The organism is Cytobacillus kochii (genome assembly GCF_020171845.1).
In the GTDB taxonomy this organism is placed as follows: Bacteria; Bacillota; Bacilli; order Bacillales; family Cytobacillaceae; genus Cytobacillus; species Cytobacillus kochii.
In genome coordinates, this window is record NZ_JAIVAM010000008.1 from 164,159 (window position 1) to 182,847 (window position 18,689).

General features: G+C 36.2%; 20 protein-coding genes. 17 read left to right on the plus strand and 3 right to left on the minus strand.

Annotated elements, in window-relative coordinates:
- Positions 1-179: 179 nt before the first annotated feature.
- The 7 genes from LCM23_RS13885 (at position 180) to LCM23_RS13915 (ending at position 7,737) form a co-directional block, all read left to right on the plus strand.
- Entirely contained in the window at positions 180-3,830 is a 3,651-nt protein-coding gene (locus LCM23_RS13885; protein ID WP_224937494.1) for a dynamin family protein, read from the plus strand.
- Positions 3,831-3,858: 28 nt separating this feature from the next.
- The gene (locus LCM23_RS13890) at positions 3,859-4,053 is read left to right on the plus strand and encodes a hypothetical protein (protein ID WP_224937647.1); all 195 of its coding nucleotides are present in this window, start codon (positions 3,859-3,861) and stop codon (positions 4,051-4,053) included.
- Positions 4,037-4,870, plus strand: coding sequence for a sulfurtransferase (locus tag LCM23_RS13895; RefSeq protein WP_224937495.1), 834 nt, complete (start codon positions 4,037-4,039; stop codon positions 4,868-4,870). Before LCM23_RS13890 ends, LCM23_RS13895 begins: the two co-directional genes overlap by 17 nt.
- Before the next feature lie 157 nt (positions 4,871-5,027).
- Positions 5,028-5,930, plus strand: coding sequence for a 5'-3' exonuclease (locus tag LCM23_RS13900; protein ID WP_224937648.1), 903 nt, complete (start codon positions 5,028-5,030; stop codon positions 5,928-5,930).
- A 190-nt stretch (positions 5,931-6,120) separates the two neighbouring features.
- The gene (locus LCM23_RS13905) at positions 6,121-6,369 is read left to right on the plus strand and encodes a transcriptional regulator SplA domain-containing protein (RefSeq protein ID WP_224937496.1); all 249 of its coding nucleotides are present in this window, start codon (positions 6,121-6,123) and stop codon (positions 6,367-6,369) included.
- Positions 6,366-7,391, plus strand: coding sequence for a spore photoproduct lyase (gene splB / locus LCM23_RS13910; RefSeq protein WP_224937497.1), 1,026 nt, complete (start codon positions 6,366-6,368; stop codon positions 7,389-7,391). Before LCM23_RS13905 ends, splB begins: the two co-directional genes overlap by 4 nt.
- A gap of 76 nt (positions 7,392-7,467) precedes the next feature.
- Positions 7,468-7,737, plus strand: a complete 270-nt coding sequence (locus tag LCM23_RS13915) for a DUF6123 family protein (RefSeq protein ID WP_224937498.1) — start codon at positions 7,468-7,470, stop codon at positions 7,735-7,737.
- A gap of 84 nt (positions 7,738-7,821) precedes the next feature.
- Here LCM23_RS13915 and LCM23_RS13920 read toward each other — a convergent pair whose 3' ends face one another.
- Positions 7,822-8,733 (minus strand): DMT family transporter, encoded by a 912-nt coding sequence (locus LCM23_RS13920; RefSeq protein WP_224937499.1) that lies wholly within the window; start codon positions 8,731-8,733, stop codon positions 7,822-7,824.
- Positions 8,733-9,125, minus strand: coding sequence for a reverse transcriptase-like protein (locus LCM23_RS13925; RefSeq protein WP_224937500.1), 393 nt, complete (start codon positions 9,123-9,125; stop codon positions 8,733-8,735). The genes LCM23_RS13920 and LCM23_RS13925 overlap by 1 nt, the downstream gene beginning before the upstream one ends.
- Positions 9,126-9,325: 200 nt before the next feature.
- Here LCM23_RS13925 and LCM23_RS13930 point away from each other — a divergent pair, with 200 nt between their 5' ends.
- Together LCM23_RS13930 and LCM23_RS13935 are read left to right on the plus strand one after the other, a co-directional pair.
- On the plus strand, positions 9,326-9,982 hold the full coding sequence (locus LCM23_RS13930; RefSeq protein WP_224937501.1) for a reverse transcriptase-like protein: 657 nt from the start codon (positions 9,326-9,328) through the stop codon (positions 9,980-9,982).
- A 15-nt stretch (positions 9,983-9,997) separates the two neighbouring features.
- The gene (locus LCM23_RS13935) at positions 9,998-10,177 is read left to right on the plus strand and encodes a zinc-finger domain-containing protein (RefSeq protein ID WP_095372834.1); all 180 of its coding nucleotides are present in this window, start codon (positions 9,998-10,000) and stop codon (positions 10,175-10,177) included.
- A 40-nt stretch (positions 10,178-10,217) separates the two neighbouring features.
- Here the strand turns inward: LCM23_RS13935 and cspD are convergent, their stop codons facing one another.
- Complete coding sequence (gene cspD, locus LCM23_RS13940) at positions 10,218-10,418, minus strand: cold-shock protein CspD (protein ID WP_053476725.1); 201 nt, start codon at positions 10,416-10,418, stop codon at positions 10,218-10,220.
- Between the two features lie 387 nt (positions 10,419-10,805).
- On the opposite strand from cspD, the gene LCM23_RS13945 reads away from it, so the two are divergent.
- From LCM23_RS13945 to LCM23_RS13980, 8 genes are all read left to right on the plus strand, one after another.
- On the plus strand, positions 10,806-11,132 hold the full coding sequence (locus LCM23_RS13945) for a hypothetical protein (protein ID WP_224937502.1): 327 nt from the start codon (positions 10,806-10,808) through the stop codon (positions 11,130-11,132).
- Between the two features lie 264 nt (positions 11,133-11,396).
- Entirely contained in the window at positions 11,397-12,314 is a 918-nt protein-coding gene (locus tag LCM23_RS13950; RefSeq protein WP_224937503.1) for a metal ABC transporter solute-binding protein, Zn/Mn family, read from the plus strand.
- Positions 12,315-12,352: 38 nt separating this feature from the next.
- A complete protein-coding gene (locus LCM23_RS13955) occupies positions 12,353-13,108 on the plus strand; it encodes a metal ABC transporter ATP-binding protein (protein WP_224937504.1) in 756 nt (251 codons plus the stop codon).
- An 8-nt stretch (positions 13,109-13,116) separates the two neighbouring features.
- Complete coding sequence (locus tag LCM23_RS13960) at positions 13,117-14,028, plus strand: metal ABC transporter permease (protein WP_318247537.1); 912 nt, start codon at positions 13,117-13,119, stop codon at positions 14,026-14,028.
- A complete protein-coding gene (locus LCM23_RS13965) occupies positions 14,029-14,919 on the plus strand; it encodes a metal ABC transporter permease (RefSeq protein ID WP_224937505.1) in 891 nt (296 codons plus the stop codon). It begins immediately after the preceding gene.
- Between the two features lie 199 nt (positions 14,920-15,118).
- Positions 15,119-17,269 (plus strand): DNA topoisomerase III, encoded by a 2,151-nt coding sequence (locus tag LCM23_RS13970; RefSeq protein WP_224937506.1) that lies wholly within the window; start codon positions 15,119-15,121, stop codon positions 17,267-17,269.
- A 196-nt stretch (positions 17,270-17,465) separates the two neighbouring features.
- Positions 17,466-17,888, plus strand: a complete 423-nt coding sequence (gene mntR, locus LCM23_RS13975; RefSeq protein ID WP_095372840.1) for a transcriptional regulator MntR — start codon at positions 17,466-17,468, stop codon at positions 17,886-17,888.
- A gap of 118 nt (positions 17,889-18,006) precedes the next feature.
- Positions 18,007-18,687 carry a class I SAM-dependent methyltransferase gene (locus tag LCM23_RS13980; protein WP_224937507.1) on the plus strand — a complete coding sequence of 227 codons (681 nt, stop codon included), beginning with the start codon at positions 18,007-18,009 and terminating at the stop codon, positions 18,685-18,687.
- The last annotated feature ends 2 nt before the right edge of the window (positions 18,688-18,689 follow it).

The following is an 18,689-nucleotide window of genomic DNA, read 5'->3' on the forward strand; positions in this document are numbered from 1 at the left end:
TTTATTACATATAGGAAGAAGCCTTAGTGAGTGAGGCTTCTTCTTTTTTTTGGTGAAAATACCAATTTTCCTAACGAAAGGTTCACTTTACCCCATATTTATAATATATTAATACCTATATAGGAAAAAAGCTTGCGCAATTGTAATAGTAGTAAATTGATGTGACAAGGGGATTAATTATGGTTCAAACAGTGGGTAAACAACTTAGTCAAAATGAATTAATTGAAAGAATAGCAGCATTATCATTGTTTTTTGAACAAAATGGAGATAATGTTTCTGCTTCAAGAGCAAGAGACCTCGTCTATAAATTACGAGATTCACAATACGCGATTGCATTTTGTGGACATTTCTCTGCGGGTAAATCGAGCATGATCAATAAAATTGTGGGAGAAAACTTACTGCCATCCAGCCCTATCCCAACAAGTGCGAATTTAGTTAAAGTGAAATCTGGAGAGGATTATGCCAAGGTGTATCTAAAGGAAGGGATGCCAAAGCTCTATCCTGCACCTTATGATTATGAAAAAATTAAAAAATATAGTAAAGATGGCGACCTCATTCATACCGTAGAAATTAGCCATTCGGAAACAAATTTGCCAAAAGATACGGTTATTATGGATACACCAGGAATTGATTCAACAGATGATGCACATAGAATTGCTACTGAGTCGGCTCTACATTTAGCTGATATGGTCTTTTATGTGATGGATTATAATCATGTGCAATCAGAACTCAATTTCTTATTCACTAAAGACTTAACTGCAGCGGGTAAACAAGTATACTTAATTATCAATCAAATAGATAAACATCGAGAAGAAGAATTAAGTTTTCAACATTTTACTGAAAGTGTAAAGGATTCTTTCGCCTCGTGGGGCGTTCAACCTGAAAGAATCTTCTATACATCGTTGAAGAAACCAGAGTTACCACATAATGATTTTTCTGCTCTTCAGAAATTCATCTACGAGCAAATTGGCCAAAAAGATAGGCTCTTACCACAATCTGTTCTTCACTCATTACAGAAGTTAACTGAAGATCATTTTATCTACTTAGAAGAAAAAGACGCTCATGACATAGCAGCTAATGAGGAAATTTTAGCAGCTCTGCCTGAAGATGAACGAGCGCTCGTATTTGAAAAGATTGAACAATTACAGTCACATAAACAAGCATTGCAGCAAAAAAAATATCAAGCAGAAATTGATTTGAATCATGATATGGAAGATCTCTTAAATAATGCTTATTTAATGCCGTTTCAAACGAGAGAATTAGCTGAGAATTACTTAGAATCGATGCAACCTGGCTTTAAAGTGGGCCTATTATTTGCGAAGGCTAAAACTGAACAAGAACGAAGTACAAGGCTAAGTCTTTTATATAACGATTTAAAGGAAAAAGTCCAATCGCAAATTGAATGGCATGTGAAAGAGTTATTCTTAAAAAAATTAAAAGATGATCACATACATCATAATGAGTTACAGTCACAAGCTCAAAACATTAATATCAATATACCAGAAAGCCTGTTAAAGACAGCTATTAAAGAAGGGGCGAGGCTCTCAGGTGATTATGTTTTGCAATATACAAGGGATGTGTCTGATGCTGTAAAAAAAGAAACGAAGAAACAAATAATCAACTGGAAAGAGTTGTATTTGAAAGAGTTAGAAGAGTTAGCTAATGAAAAAATTCTCGCAATGAAAGATGAATGGGATGCTTATGCTCGTTTCGGTGAGGCACTTAATATATTACAGGAAATTAAAGCAAAACAATCAGAGCAAAAAGCAGAAATTAAGAAGCTATTGGCAGGAGAGCTAGACCATAAAAAAGTTTCAGCTTCCGTCCAAGAGTTAATGAGACCAAAGGATGAAGATGTCCAAATTATTCGTGAAGGTGAAGAAGAGTTTGTTGATAATAAACAAGTAGTGACTACTCATTCAATTGTTGAAAAAGAAATGAACCAAGAAAATAATCATGAAGCTGATATCGAGGCACAAATTAGTAAGCTCGAGCATACCGCAAAAGAGTTACGAGATATCCCAGGTTTCCACAAAATATCAGCAGAGCTATTAGAGAAAGCTGACCGACTACAATCACGTAGTTTCACTGTTGCTTTGTTTGGTGCCTTTAGTGCTGGAAAATCTTCGTTTGCCAACGCATTAATTGGTGAAAAAATCTTGCCGGTATCGCCAAATCCAACAACTGCTGCCATTAATAAAATTATGCCTGTTACTGCTGAGTACCCTCATGGTACAGTTAAGGTATTTGTAAAAAGTGAAAAAGTCATGTTTGCAGATATTAATCGTTCACTACAAGTCTTTAATCAACAAGCGCAATCATTTAGTGAAGCCATAGGGAAGATAGATGTGATTTTAAAAGAGCATCACGACTTTGATGCACATGAAAAAACGCACTTTGCCTTTCTTGCGGCCTTTGGCAAAGGTTATAATAATTTTCAGGAAAAGCTTGGGAAAGAAGTGATCACAGACCTCACAGAACTAGCAGATTATGTTGCTAAAGAAGAAAAATCATGTTTTGTTGAGATGATTGAAGTATATTATCAATGTGATTTGACTGACAGAGGCATTACACTCGTTGATACTCCAGGTGCGGATTCCATTAACGCACGTCATACAGGAGTAGCTTTTGACTATATTAAAAACTCAGATGCCATTCTTTTCGTGACGTACTATAATCATGCTTTCTCCAAAGCCGATCGTGAGTTCCTTATACAGTTGGGCCGGGTTAAAGATGCGTTCGAACTTGATAAAATGTTCTTTATTGTCAATGCCATTGACCTTGCAAGTGATGAAGAGGAGAAAAACGATGTCTTGCAATATGTTCATGATCAGCTCATTCAATACGGCATTAGAAGACCAACATTACATGGGTTATCGAGTTTACAGGCATTATTCGAAAAACAATCAGGCGAAGAACATTCTTCTGGAATGAAGGATTTTGAAGAAAGTTTCTATCGTTTCATTAATCACGATTTGATGTCACTTTCATTATCTGCTGCTGAACTTGAGTGGAATCGAGTAATGAACCAATTGCGCACATTTATCGAATCTTCTAAAGAAAGTAAAGAAGCCAAGTTAGCAAAAAGAGAACTTCTGACGAATGAACTAGCGATTATTAAAGAGAAAATTGCTAAAGATGATCTTGATTTATTAACTCAAGCATTAAATCAAGAAGCGGATGAACTAGTGTTTTATATCAAACAAAGAGTTTTCTTACGATTTAATGATTTCTTAAAAGAATCTTTTAATCCAGGACAATTAAAAGAGGATGGCCGTGATATGAAAAAAGCGCTCCAAGTAGCTTTGGAGGACTTTTTACAAAGTTTCGGATATGATTTTGCTCAAGAATTACGAGCGACGACCATTCGTCTAGAAGTATTTATAGGAAAGTTATTACAACAAACCTACGAGAAACGAAGTAACCAAGTAAACCAATTGAATCGCGATGTAACCTTTAGTCGTCCAGAAAATCCTTCTTTTGAAGGGGTGAATTTTGAGTCTGCTTTCAGTAACGTGGATCGCACTACATTTAAAAAAGCAATGAGTTATTTTAAAAACCCTAAGAACTTCTTTGAGAAGAATGAAAGAAAATTACTAGCAGAAAGTCTTGAGGAAAGCTTGCAAGAACCAACAGATGTATATTTACATGAATCATCTAAACAACTCAAAGATTATTATGATGAAAAACTTTCAGCCGTTTATCAACAACTACTGTCTGATTTAATTGCTGAATCAGAAGAGTATTATAAAGGGTTGTTAGCAACATTATCTCAAGACTTCCCAATTGAACAGCTAGTTGCAACAGAAGAACGTCTGAGGGCCTATTAAGGCATTGGAGGTGACATGCTTGAAAGATGTGAATGCCTTTCATGCATGTGCAACTTGTGTAAACTTCTTAGCCGTTAAAAATGAAAATGGAATGAGATATTTTTGTGAACGTTTAGGTTATGAAACGATGCCTAATTACAAGTTTAATTGCTGGGAGCCTAAGGATCATGTGAAAAGACTTATTGAAAAAAGAAAGGGTGACGGGGATGAACAGCTTAGTTAACGTAGAATGGCTCTTCCAACATCTAAATGATGTGAGAGTGATTGATTGTAGATTTAACCTCGCTAATCCTGAAGAAGGATTTGAGCAGTATCGCACCGGTCATATTCCCGGCGCTGTTTATTTTCACCTAGAACAAGATCTATCATCAAAAGTAGAAGAGCATGGGGGTAGACACCCACTGCCTTTAGCAGAGCAATTTGTCCAGAAGGCAGAAGCGGTTGGAATAACGAATGATACAAAAATTGTCGTTTATGACAACGGGGAAGGGTCATTTGCTGCTCGTTGTTGGTGGGTGTTTCACTATTTTGGTCATGAGCAAGTATATATTTTAGATGGCGGCTTTAAAGAATGGCTAGCTTCAGGTCATCCTACTGAAAGCAAGGTTCAGTCATTTGGTCGCGGTGAATTCACAGCAACCATTCAAACGGACATGGTTGCCGATTACAAACAAGTAAAAGAAGCAATTGAGCATTCGAATAATGAAGTGGTGTTAATTGATTCAAGAGAAGAAAAGAGATATCTCGGTTTGATTGAACCGATTGATAAGAAAGCAGGTCATATACCTGGAGCAATGAATAAAGTTTGGATGGACACTTTAAGTGAAGGCAAGTTTAAATCAATTGATGAGCAAAAGCAACGGTTTTCAGAAATTGAGAAAGACAAGCATATTATAGTTTATTGTGGTTCAGGGATTACGGCCTCTCCCAATTATTTAGCATTAAAAGAAGCTGGTTACAAAAATGTAAAGCTCTATCCTGGTAGCTTTAGTGATTGGATTTCTTATGACGAGCATCCCATTGCTACGAAAGAGAAATAATTTTTATAGGGAAATCCGACCTCGTTGTCACCTTAACTGGTTGCGATGACAACGGATTTTCCTCTTTTTTTTGCAGCAATAAATCCGTTACAGAGCGAAAACCATACATTTTTTATATCTATGTTATAATAATGATACTTTAGATGGAGGAGGAACAATTTTGAACGAAAATCAACAACCACAAAACCCGCGATTCCTTCTTGTAGATGGGATGGCTTTATTATTTCGAGCTTATTTTGCAACAGCTGTTACTGGTCAATTTATGTATAACTCTAAAGGAACGCCAACCAATGGCATATATGGATTTATGAAGCATTTCTTAATGGGTGTGAACCATTTTAACCCTAGCCATGTTGCCGTTTGTTGGGATATGGGCAGTAAAACATTCAGAACAGATATGTATAACGGGTATAAATCAAATCGACCGGAAGCACCGATTGAATTGGTCCCACAATTTGAGCTGGCGAAAGATATGGTCGCGAGCTTTGATATTCCAAATATCGGTGTGACAGGTTATGAAGCAGATGATTGTATCGGCACGCTTTCACAGGTTTTAAAAGAAGAAGCAGAGGTTGTGATTCTTACAGGGGATCGTGATATTTTACAGGTATTAGATAAGAATGTATCGGTTGCCCTTTTGAAAAAAGGGATGGGTAATTATGAAGTCCACACACCAGATAGCTTTTATGAAGAGAAAGGGATACAACCAAGGCAGTTAATCGATTTAAAAGCATTTATGGGTGACCCAAGCGATAATTATCCTGGGGTAAAGGGGATTGGTGAGAAGACTGCATTAAAACTCTTACAAACATACGAGCATATAGAAGGCGTATTAGAGAACATCGAAGCACTAACAAAAGGGCAAAAAACTAAAATCGAGCAAGATTTGGACATGCTACATTTAAGTAGACAATTAGCAGAAATTAAATGTGATGTTCCTGTTGAATGTACTTTATTAGAAGCTGAATGGAAATATAACGTAAATAAAGTTAATCAGAAGCTAGAAGAAATTGAACTAAGAGGTATTGCTAAATTACTGCGTCAACCTGCAGTGATTTAACGTTTAAGTCATTGGGAATAGTCATTCCTGATGGCTTTTTTTGTTATATTAAATTGCGTTTTCCCCACCAAAACTTTCCGGTTCATCGTATATTGCACTTCCTCTCAATAAATTTACCAAAATTATTATAGCAAGTATTTAAGAAACTAACACAAAATGTATGATAGATCATTCATTTAAAGGAGACGTTATGATGAATTATAATGCTGGTGATATTGTTTATGTTTTTTATCGTAATCCGCATACACAAGATGTAGCTAATATTCAGGCTGCTGCGGTCGTCAATAACCCAGAGCGACCAGGTGAGTTAGCATTGTTTTTATATGAAAATTATTATCCATTAACAGAGGAAGTGGCTGTTTTCTCGAATGAAGCAGAAGCATATGAAACATATGGGAGCTATTTTAATGATACCCTCCAAGGAGGGATAGACGATTGAAGCCATTCGAGCCAAAACTTGTTTATTTTGAACCAAACGCGCTGGATTATCCACTTGGCCAACAATTAAAGAAGCGGTTTGAAAGTACGGATGTAGAAATAAGGTATACAACCTCCCATAATCAAGTCAGAAATTTACCAGGGGACAATGATTTTCAAAAATATCGTGTCGCTAAATCTACGTTAGTTGTCGGTATAAGGAAAACGTTAAAGTTTGATACATCAAAGCCCTCAGCAGAATATGCGATTCCATTCGCAACTGGATGTATGGGACATTGCCATTATTGTTATCTACAAACAACAATGGGAAGTAAACCTTATATTCGCACATATGTAAATGTAGACGAGATTCTAACTGCTGCTGATGAATATATGGCGGAAAGAGCACCAGAAATAACAAGATTTGAAGCATCTTGTACATCAGATATTGTTGGCATTGACCATATTACTCACACATTAAAAAGAGCGATTGAACATTTTGGGCAATCAGAATATGGTAAATTGCGGTTTGTGACAAAGTTTCATCATGTCGATCATTTATTAGATGCGAACCATAATGGTAAAACACGTTTTCGCTTTAGTGTGAATGCTGATTATGTGATTAAGTTTTTTGAACCTGGAACATCAAGATTGAAAGATCGTATAGAAGCTGCTGGTAAAGTGGCGAGAGCTGGTTATCCGCTCGGTTTTATTGTGGCACCTATTTATTTACATGACGGTTGGCAACAAGGATATTATGAAATGTTTGAACGGTTAGAAGCCGAGTTGCCGATTGAAGCAAAAAAAGATTTAACTTTTGAATTTATTCAACATCGTTTTACTAAGCCGGCGAAACGAGTAATTGAAAAAAACTATCCAATGACAAAACTTGAACTAGATGAGGAAAAAAGAAGATATAAATGGGGAAAGTATGGGATTGGAAAATATGTTTATAAAAAAGAAGAAGAGGAAGATATAAAGGAGACGCTCTATCAATATATGGTAAAATTCTTTCCTGAAGCAAAGTTAGAATACTTCACTTAATATTGTAGAAACTTGTCGAAAAAAAAGCTAAAATATAGGTATTGAGTAGGAGAAAAAGAGGGGACTGGCGCGACCATTGAAATCGTTAGAAGAATATTTATGCCATTTAGAAGGTAAAGGATTTCAGCTTGAAGAAGATAGTATAGGCTTTATATACTTCGGTAAACATTACACAAATGCACCAGATGAATTAGTTAATACAGCAATAGAGATGACATTAAAGGCGCAAAAATCATTTGATGGCAGTTTTTATTTATCACTGTTAGAGCGTTTTATGGGAAATAATATACCGAACCGCAAGGAAGCAATTAACTATATGAAAAAGAGTTTGCATATATCTATTTAAAACATAAAAAATGAACAAGCATGATGTGGAGGCTGAACTGCGCCCCAATTTTTAGACATATGAGCTAACAATTGGAGGTACAGTTCATTTTTTTTCGATTGAATTCTCAGTAAAACGTTCTTTTTGTGGCCACTCAGCTAATATCATACCAAGTAGGATGAATAGGCAACCAAATATGGCGATGATCGATAAACGGTCTCCAGCAAAGATATAGCCTGTCAGTGCAGCGAAAACAGGCTCCATTGCAAATATAACAGCGACTCTTGTTGGAGAGGTGAATTGCTGGAAGTGTGTTTGTGCTAAAAAGGCCAGCCCTGTAGCTAAAATACTTGTAATTAGTAAGGCGAATATAACCTCTTGCCTGAATAATAATTCACTATCGTAAGACCATCCCTCATAGAAAAAACCTGATAAAATAGAGAGTAAACCCACAGTTGTTACTTGGATAATAGTTAAAATAATAGCTGAATGAGCCTGTGCAAATAGATTTGTTAATATGATATGCAAAGCAAAACCTAATGCACAAATGAATACAAAACCATCACCTTTATTAAATGCAGAGATATCTTGTGCTGTTAGTAAGTAAAGTCCTAATGTAGCGACAAATACGCCAATAACAGCATAACGAGTAATCTTTATGTTTAATATAAAAAGTGATAATATAGGGACAAGAATCACACTCAAACCAGTAATAAAACCTGCTTTACTAGAAGAAGTATAATGAAGCCCAATTGTCTGAAATGTATAGGCGATAAAGAGACACAAACCTAACAAGATACCTGCCATTAGTGTACGTTTAGTTGGTCTTTCCCACTGCTTCCTATAAAAAATAATCGCCATTATGGTTAAGAAAAATGCAGCAATAAGAAAGCGAATACCATTAAATGAAAAGGCGCTAAGAGATTGGAGAGCATTTTGTACAAGAACAAAAGTAGTGCCCCAAATGAACGCGACAAGTAGAAGAGAGAAGTCTGCCGTTTTAGTTGACTGCCACATTATTTTTTATTTCTCCGAATAGCCGCTCTTGCCAATTCGTCCGCGGGTTTATTTTGTATACTTGGTATCCACTTCATAAAGAAAAGGTCGAACTGCTTACTTAATTCAAGTGCTTCATCAAGAAGGGGAGCAAACTTTTTATTACGGGCAAATTCCTTCTCAATACTCGCATTTACCACTTGTGAATCCGTGCGAAAGGAAACGGTTCGATAATTATTTTCTATGCAAATTCTTAATGCTAAAATCAATGCTTGAAACTCTGCTTCATGGTTCTCCATATTTCCAAGTGGAATACTATGCCTCTCTACATTTCCGTTCGCTTTTATAAATATACCTGCACCACTCGGACCAGGATTACCAGCACTTGCACCGTCTATATATACTTCAATCAATGCAATTCCTCCTTTTGTGATAAAATAGTGGGAGTTCTTTGTAATGCGATGAAGGAGAAATGTTCATAATAATCGTATAACATTAAAGAGATATTTTGCTACAGAAAAACATATGATGAAAAATACAAACTACAAGTAAGTGTAGCATACAAGCACCTTATTTTTGAATCATCATTTTATTAAAAGGCGTGTTAAAATAAATGAAATATCAATTGATTGCAGCTTATAAACTAAAAAATAACGAAATCTATTTATTTTCTTCCGAATGGTTAGATGGTGAGTCTGCCCTTGATATGGGAGAAGAGTTTTCTCATCATCCTAAATGGACGGAAATAAAGTGTTTGGATGAAAACGGTACATCTTGGACCATAAAAGAATTAAATAAGCTATTAGAAGAAGTAGAAGAAGAACCGCATGATTTAGTGATTTATTTTGATGGTGGCTTTTATGACGAAACGAAGACCTCAGGCTTAGGGGCCGTTATCTACTATCGACAAGGAAAGAAAAAGTATCGTATAAGAGCCAATGAATGTTTTCACGAGTTAGAATCAAATAATGAAGCGGAATATGCTGCCCTTTTCTTTGCTCTTTCACAATTAGAAGAATTAAATGTCAGTCGGCAGACTTGTGAAATAAGAGGAGATGCAAAAGGACTATTAATGCAATTAGCTGGCGAATGGCCTTGTTATGAGAAAGTATTAAATGATTGGTTAGATCGGATTGAGGAAAAGGTGAGCCTATTATCATTAAATGTAACGTACACTCCTATTGTAAGAAAAGAAAATCAAGAAGCACATAAGTTAGCGACCCAAAGTTTAAACGGGAAAAAAATCTATAGTAAAATGCAGTTGTTATAGGAAGGAAGGTTTATTGTGGATGAGAAAAAGAAATTAGTAAAAGAGGTTGATCAAGTCATTGATTTTTATTGTGAGGATTGTTTTTTATACAAATATCATCGCAAAGAATATGGACGAAACTTTGCTCACCGATTTTGTATAACCAAATGTACCGTAGGAGAAAAAATCCAAAGTATTGGCAAAAATTTTACATAATAAAAGGCTGGCAATTTTGCCAGCCTTGATTATATACAGATTAAAGTTTTACAACGTTAGCAGCTTGAGGTCCGCGGTTACCTTCAACGATTTCGAAAGAAACTTCTTGACCTTCTTCTAAAGATTTGAAGCCTTCGCCAGTGATAGCTGTGAAATGTACGAATACATCGTCTCCACCTTCAACTTCGATGAAACCGAAACCTTTTTCATTGTTAAACCATTTTACTTTACCGTTTTGCATGTGAACTTTTCCTCCTAAAACTTTGAAGGCTCCAAGCCTTCAGAAAAAATTTTCATCCAACATAAACATACTGCAATATTGTCATGGAATATAGGAAATATATTCTGTTAAATGATGTATTAAATATACAATACTAATCGAATTCCGTCAAGAAATCTGAAAGTTTTTTCTTTAAAATATTGTAAAAATTTCAGTTTTTTCAAAAGGGTGTGGATGAGCACTACTATGTTGGGTTATCAAATAGATATTTTGGTGATAGAAGTAGCTTTTTTTAGAAGAATATAACCATCCTAAATGATTGGTTGAAGTAAGAATGACAAGCTTAGATACATGTTTTGTATTATGCGTTATTAGGAAGAAAGTGTCATAATTAAACGCGGCATTCATATGATAGGTAAATCAATCAAAGAAGGTGGCCATATGTATCGTTTTCGCATCGATGAGAGGGAGTGGATTTTGCGTTTTTCTATTAATGTGGATGCTGATGATATAGAAAAGAATATTATTTTTCAATCGATTGTTAAAATGGGACATGAGATTTTACACTACAATCATGGGGATTCCTTTATTTTATATGACAAAGATATCGGTGCAATCATTTTTTCAATTGAGACGATCCCATCATATATCCTCACCGTTGCCCACATTATAAATGAAGTCGATTGGTTTCAAATAAAAAATGGAATCGTTTCGAGGAAAAAAGATCAGCAGTAGTGATACTTTAGTCTCTTATGAGAAAAAAATTGTTCCTGAAGTTGATAAACGAACCTTAGTTTGATGCAGTTAATGATATAAATGGAGAAACCCGCTGTTTGCGGGTTTTTTTTGTATTGTCATGTTTACTTATTGACGATTTTTTCACCATGAGTTAAAATGTTGCACATAGGAAACTTTTATAGATTTAGTTAAAAAAAGTGTATCGATTAAAAAAGTATGCATATAATCAAATAAGGAATATAAAGGGAGAGAAGGGTAGAGATGAAAAGAATATTAGTTACTATGTTTAGTTTAATGGTGCTTACAGCTTGTTCAAGTAATGAAGCAGGAAATACCGAAAATGATCAATTAAAAGTAACAACGACTATTGCTCAAATAGCTGATGGTATTGAGCATATCGGTGGTGAACATGTGGAAGTAAATAGTCTGATGGGACCAGGCACAGACCCACATCTTTATAAGGCAACGCAAAGTGACATTAGTCTTCTTCAAGATGCAGATTTAATTATGTATAATGGCTTGCACTTAGAAGGCAAGATGCTTGAAGTGTTAGAGAAAATGGGCGAGAAAACCACTGTTGTGGCAGTAGGCGATTCATTAGAACCATCTAACTTACTAGCTGATAAAGATAATCAAAATGCGGTAGACCCACATATTTGGTTCGATATTGATTTGTGGATAGAGGCATTGACTACAGCAAAGGATGCATTGATTGAAGTAGATCCTGAAAATAAAGATGATTATGAAGCGAATGCAGAAGCATATTTTACAGAGCTGAGAGAATTAAAAGCATATGCTACTGAACAAATTCATTTAATTCCTGAAGAGAAACGTGTTCTAGTCACTGCTCATGACGCTTTTAATTACTTTGGTAATGCTTATGATATGGAAGTTATGGGTTTACAAGGGTTAAGTACAGACGCTGAATATGGTTTAGGGGATGTGCAACATTTAGTGAATACAATTGCTGATAGAGAAATCAATGCCGTTTTTGTAGAGTCAAGTATATCCGAACGTTCAATTAATGCAGTGATTGAAGGAGCGAAGGAAAAGGGCCATACGGTAAGTATAGGGGGAGAATTATACTCTGATGCTATGGGAGAAGAGGGCACTGAACTGGGCACTTATGTTGGTATGTATAAACATAATGTAGATACGATTGTTCAATCATTAAAATAAAGATTGTTTTTATGTAAGTGTATATAGGAGTGATTAGAGTGACAAATCCAATAGAAATAAGAAATTTAACTGTAGCCTACGATAAAACAGCAGTACTAAAGGATGTTCAATTCTCAATACCAAAAGGCAGTTTAACTGGAATTGTTGGACCAAATGGTGCCGGAAAATCCACTTTAATTAAAGCGATATTGGGCCTAATTCCTAAAGTGTCAGGTGAGATTAAAATATACGGAAAACCTTACAAAGCAAAAGATCGTCTTGTTGGTTATGTGCCCCAACGAGGGTCAGTGGATTGGGATTTTCCAACAAGTGCATTAGATGTTGTCTTAATGGGAAGGTATGGCCATATCGGTTGGTTTAAACGACCAGGTAAAGAGGATACGATACTCGCAAAAGAAAGTTTGAAGAAAGTGGGAATGGATTCTTACGCCAATAGGCAAATAAGTCAATTATCCGGGGGGCAACAGCAAAGGGTATTCTTAGCTAGAGCGCTCGTTCAAGACGCACAAGTTTACTTTATGGATGAACCCTTTGTCGGTGTGGATGCAGCAACAGAGAAAGCGATTATACAATTATTAACAGACCTTAAAGATCAAGGGAAAACGGTCATTGTTGTTCATCACGACCTACAAACAGTTGAAGAATACTTTGACCATTGTATTTTATTAAATAAAGAAGTCATTGCATCTGGTGTCACTGAAGAGGTTTTTACAGTAGAACAATTACACCAAACATACGGGGGCAAGCTAGCTTTTTTAGATAAAGGAAAAGTAATGGTGGAACAAAAGAGGTGACATGAGTGATGGAACAAATAGGGCAAATGCTACTAGCAGCAAATACGCAGTGGGTGTTAATTGGTACGCTTCTTCTAGGGTTAGCTAGTGGTATTTTAGGGAGTTTTGCCTTACTAAGAAAACAAAGCTTAATCGGAGATGCTGTTGCACATGCTGCATTACCAGGAATATGTATAGGGTTTATGTTAACAGGAGAGCGGTCGCTCATCATCCTTTTAATAGGAGCAACCGTTACAGGTTTATTAGCTGCTTATTGTATTCAATACATTGCCTCCGCGTCTATTTTAAAAGAAGATACGGCCATTTGTTTAATTCTATCCACGTTTTTCGGCGTAGGTATTGTCTTACTAACGAAAGTACAGCAAATGCCTTCTGGCAATAAGAGCGGTCTAGATTCTTTTATCTTTGGTCAGGCAGCAGGAATGGTTAGTAGTGATGTGAAATTAATGGCAGGGGCAGCAGCATTATTACTTATGGTGACCATTATTTTCTTTAAAGAATTTAAACTAATTACCTTTGATGCGGAATTCGCTAAAGGCTTAGGTTTACCGGTTAGCGCGTTAAACTTTTTATTTATGACCCTTTTAGTAGCTGTTGTTGTAATCGGTATCCAGGCAGTCGGTGTCATTCTGATGGCGGCATTACTTATTACACCTGCAATATCCGCCCGTTATTGGACGAATTCACTTAGTAAAATGGTCATAATTTCTGGCATATTCGGAGCGATATCAGGTGTGATTGGTACTTTAATTAGTTCACTAGATAGAGGGATTCCAACTGGCCCCTTTATCGTAGTAACTGCTACGATTATCTTTTTTATATCCATTCTGTTTGCACCTGCTCGTGGTATCATCACGCTTAAAATCAAACGGAGAATGACCAATCAAAAGCTTCTTCGTGAACAAGGGCAGGTGAAGTAGATGAGTTATGAAATTTGGATTATTATTGTCGCATCATTAGTGGGCATTACTTGTGGTGTAATCGGCTGTTTCCTTATTTTACGGAAGTTGGCGATGCTCGCTGATGCAATTAGTCATACGGTCTTGTTGGGGATTGTGCTTGCTTTTCTAATCAGTCAATCAATGAATGGAATTTATATGCTTATCGGTGCTGCAATAGTTGGTTTATTTACGGCTATGCTTATCCAATTTCTTAATCATAAAGGCATTCAGGAAGACGCATCAATTGGCGTCGTGTTTACCTTCTTTTTTGCTATTGGCGTGATACTTATTACAGTGTTTGCTGATAGTGTTCATTTAGATGTCGATCATGCTTTAATGGGTGAAATTGCCTTTGTTCCATTCGACATGGTGGAAATCGGTTTTTTACCACCGCTTCCAAAAGCATTCATCATGTTATTGAGTATACTGATACTAAATATTATTTTAATGATGTTATTTTATAAAGAACTAAAAATTACATCTTTTGACCCTGCCCTTGCAGCGGCTATTGGTATTCCAGTTATGTTTATTCATTACTTATTGATGGGCATGGTTTCAGTATCAACTGTCGCTTCATTTGATAGTGTCGGTGCCATACTTGTCGTAGCGATGTTAATAGCACCAGGTGCTTCTGCTTATTTATTAACCAATAAACTAAGTCATATGCTGTGTTTAAGTGCATTCTTCGGAGTACTAGCAGCGATTAGTGGTTATTATGTAGCTACCTGGATTGACAGTTCAATCTCTGGTTCAATGGCGATGATGAGTGGGGTTCTATTCGCGCTCGTGTTTATCTTTTCACCAACAAAAGGACTGTTAGGTAAAAAGATGAATCATAAACGTTTTCGATCAGAATCTACTGCCCCTTAAATCGTGTTCATATGTGAGAAAGGCTGTTATTTAAAATAGCAGCCTTTATTCTACTTTTGTTATATAAGAGTTTACGAACGGGAATGTAATAAATCATTTATAGTAATCCCTCTTAAGTATATCTTACTCTTACTTCTTGCTTTCTTCACATTTTTTAGTAAGATAGAAACATAATATTTTGATAGAAAAGAGAGTAAGAATGAAACTAATTATTGCAGAAAAACCAGACCAAGGAGCTACACTCGCTTCCGTTTTCCCCAAAAAGAAACACCAAGGCTATATCGAAATTCTTCCTAATCCAATTTTGACAGATGGTGGTTTTATCACATGGGCTATCGGGCATTTATGTCAACTCTCTCCTCCTGAAGTGTATAATACAACTTGGAAAAAATGGACATTAGATACACTCCCTCTTCTACCTAACCAGTTTCAGCACGAAGTCTCCAAAGATAAAATAAAGCAATTCCAGGTTATTAAAAAGCTCTTATCACATCCAGAGGTGAATGAAGTCATTCATGCGGGAGATGCAGGGAGAGAAGGAGAACTGATAATAAGAAACATATTGCGTCAAGCAAAATCAAATTTGCCAATGAAGAGATTATGGATTTCTTCATTAACGCCGAATGCCATTAAAAAAGGGTTTCAACAGTTATTAAATGAAGAAGAAACGAGAAACCTTTTTTTCGAAGCTTATACAAGATCATGTGCTGATTGGGTTGTCGGAATGAATGCTTCTAGATTATATACGTTATTATTACAACAAAAAGGATTCTCAGATGTATTCTCGGTTGGTAGAGTACAAACACCTACATTAGCATTGATTGTAAAAAAGGAGCTTGAAATTGAATCATTTGTTTCTGAACCTTTTTGGGAAGTAGAAGCAACCTTCAAGATCACCGGGAAAAAATATAAGGGGAAATGGGAAGATAAGGGTAATAGTCGTATTATGGACAGCGCATTAGCTGAGAAAATTGCTTTGTTTTGCCAGGGGAAGGAAGCAACAATAGCAGATATAAAAAAGGAAAAGAAAGAATTCCTACCGCCTCAATTGTATAATTTGTCAGCACTTCAAGCAGAAGCGAATCGGCGTTTTAAATTCTCACCTAAGAAAACACTTGATATTGTTCAAAAGTTATATCAAAAAGGATGGGTTTCTTATCCTCGTTCCGATTCAAGGCATATTACCACGGAGGAAGCAAACACATTACCACAAATTTTGGCTCGATATGAAAAAATAAAGGATTTTGAGGATTTCTTTCCTTTACCGTTTTCCTCCATCGTTCAGAATAAGCGCTATGTGGATGAAAAGAAAGTCACTGACCATTATGCCATTATTCCGACTGAGCAAATTCCAGACTTCTCCAAACTTGCATCGGAGGAGAAAAAACTTTATGACCTAATTGCGAAAAGTGTCATCGCTGCCCACCATAAGAAAGCAATAATCGAGTACTCGACAATTAAAACCTTGGTTGATGAGCGAGCGATGTTCATTTCTAAAGGAAAAGTAATTGCTGATCAAGGCTATCGTCAAGTGATTTCTCCAGTTGAGAAAGATAAAGATGTGAATCTTCCCTTATTAGATAAGGGAGATAAAGGAATAACAGAAAAAACAGAAGTAAAGGAGAGTAAAACACAGCCTCCTAAAAGGTACACTGAAGGTCAATTAATAACGTTGATGAAGACAGCAGGAAAACATATTGATGATAAAGAACTGGAACAAGTATTAACACAGACAGAAGGACTTGGAACTGAAGCAACAAGAGCGGGCATTATTACGATGCTAAAAGATCGTGGTTATATTGATGTAAAAAAGAATATGGTCTATGCTACTTCAAAAGCCAAGGTTCTCATTATTGCGGTTGGTAAAGAGATATTAGCGTCTCCTGAAATGACGGCGAAATGGGAGCAACGCTTAAAGCAAATCTCTAAAGGAGAGGCATCACCTAAACAATTTATGGATCAAACAAGTCAAATGGTCCATCATTTAATTGCGGCTACGAAGGAAGTAACGAATGAATGGATATTCTCTGAAGAAGATAAACAACAATTTATCCCAAAAACATTTAAGAAAAAGCGACAATCCCCATTAGGCAATTGTCAATTATGTGATGGTCAAGTGATAGACAAGGGTAAATTTTTTGGTTGTAGTAACTATCAGAAAAAGAATTGTACATTTACCTTATCTAAGAAAATTCTCGGTAAGTCAATGACACAAAAAATAGTGAAACAACTATTGAAAAGTGGTGAGACTGATGTGCTGGAAGGTTTCCAAGGGAAAGACAAATTGTTTGCAGCAGCATTGATGTGGGATAAAAAGGAAAATAAAATTAAATTTAAGTTTCCAACCTAACTCTTTCCGTCTATTCCCATATCTTCCTTGTTTCATGAGGATTCTTATAGTAATATTTTAAGTAGTGGTTTTTCATTTGCGTTATAACAGCTTATGAAACCACTATCATTATGCTTTTTTTGAACAAGTAAGCGGCTATACTGTATGTAACAAGTATCGTTTATCATAGATGTTAGCCTTTTTTGGGAGGATCCACATGCCAACACCTAGTATGGAAGATTATATAGAACAAATCTATTTATTAATTGAAGAAAAAGGCTATGCACGCGTTTCTGATATCGCAGAAGCACTATCTGTCCACCCTTCTTCAGTCACTAAAATGGTGCAGAAATTAGATAAAGATGAATATCTCGTATATGAAAAATACCGTGGTTTAGTATTAACGACAAAAGGAAAGAAAATAGGCAAACGCCTCGTTTACCGCCATGAGTTATTAGAGCAAATGCTTCGAATTATTGGTGTGAAAGAAGAACATATCTATGAAGATGTTGAGGGAATTGAGCATCATTTAAGTTGGGATGCTATTGACCGCATTGGTGATTTAGTACAGTTTTTCGAAGAGAATAAAGATAGAGTAGAGTCATTAAGAGTGGTACAACGAAAAAATGAAGAAGAATAAAAGCAGAGTTATGGAGGGTGGATAACTCTGCTTTTTTTACATTAATATAGACAGAAAATTAAATTTTTTATATCACATAATGTAAAAATAGGTATAAAGAGAGCTAGGTGAATATTTGATGGCTGAATTTGATTGGAAAAAGGCATCGGCTACAGAATGGGATAAGCGGTCGGATAGTTGGCATAAGAGATCAGCAAGTATGTGGAATGAAGGGAGCCGCAAGGAAATTATCCCTTTCTTCCTGCAGTACTTAAAGGCGAATAATCATGTATGTGACCTTGGTTGTGGTGATGGAATGGGGGCTTATAAGCTTTCAACACATGCCATCAATGTAGTCGGGGTCGACGTATCTGAAGAAATGCTTATAAAAGCAAATCGGGTGAACCAAACGAATGATAACCAATTCATCAAAGGGGATTTAACAGAACTCCCATTTGTTGAGCATCATTTTGACGGGGTGTTGGCAATAAATTCTATGGAATGGACAGAAAATCCGTATAATGCAGTGAAAGAGGCTGTGAGAATATTGAAGCCGGGTGGTTATGGGTGTTTTGGGATACTGGGACCAACTGCAGGACCTAGAAACAATAGTTTTCCTAGGTTACTAGGAGAAAAGGTCATTTGCAACACGATGATGCCATGGGAGTTTGAACAGCTAATGCAAGGGCTCCCAATGAAAAAAGTGGCAGAGCAAGGTGTTTATAAAAAGGCTGCAGAGTCATTACCTAAAGGCGGATTACCTCTTCCATTGCAGCAAGCATTATCATTTATGTGGATTTTTATTTTCCAAAAGGAGTGAGC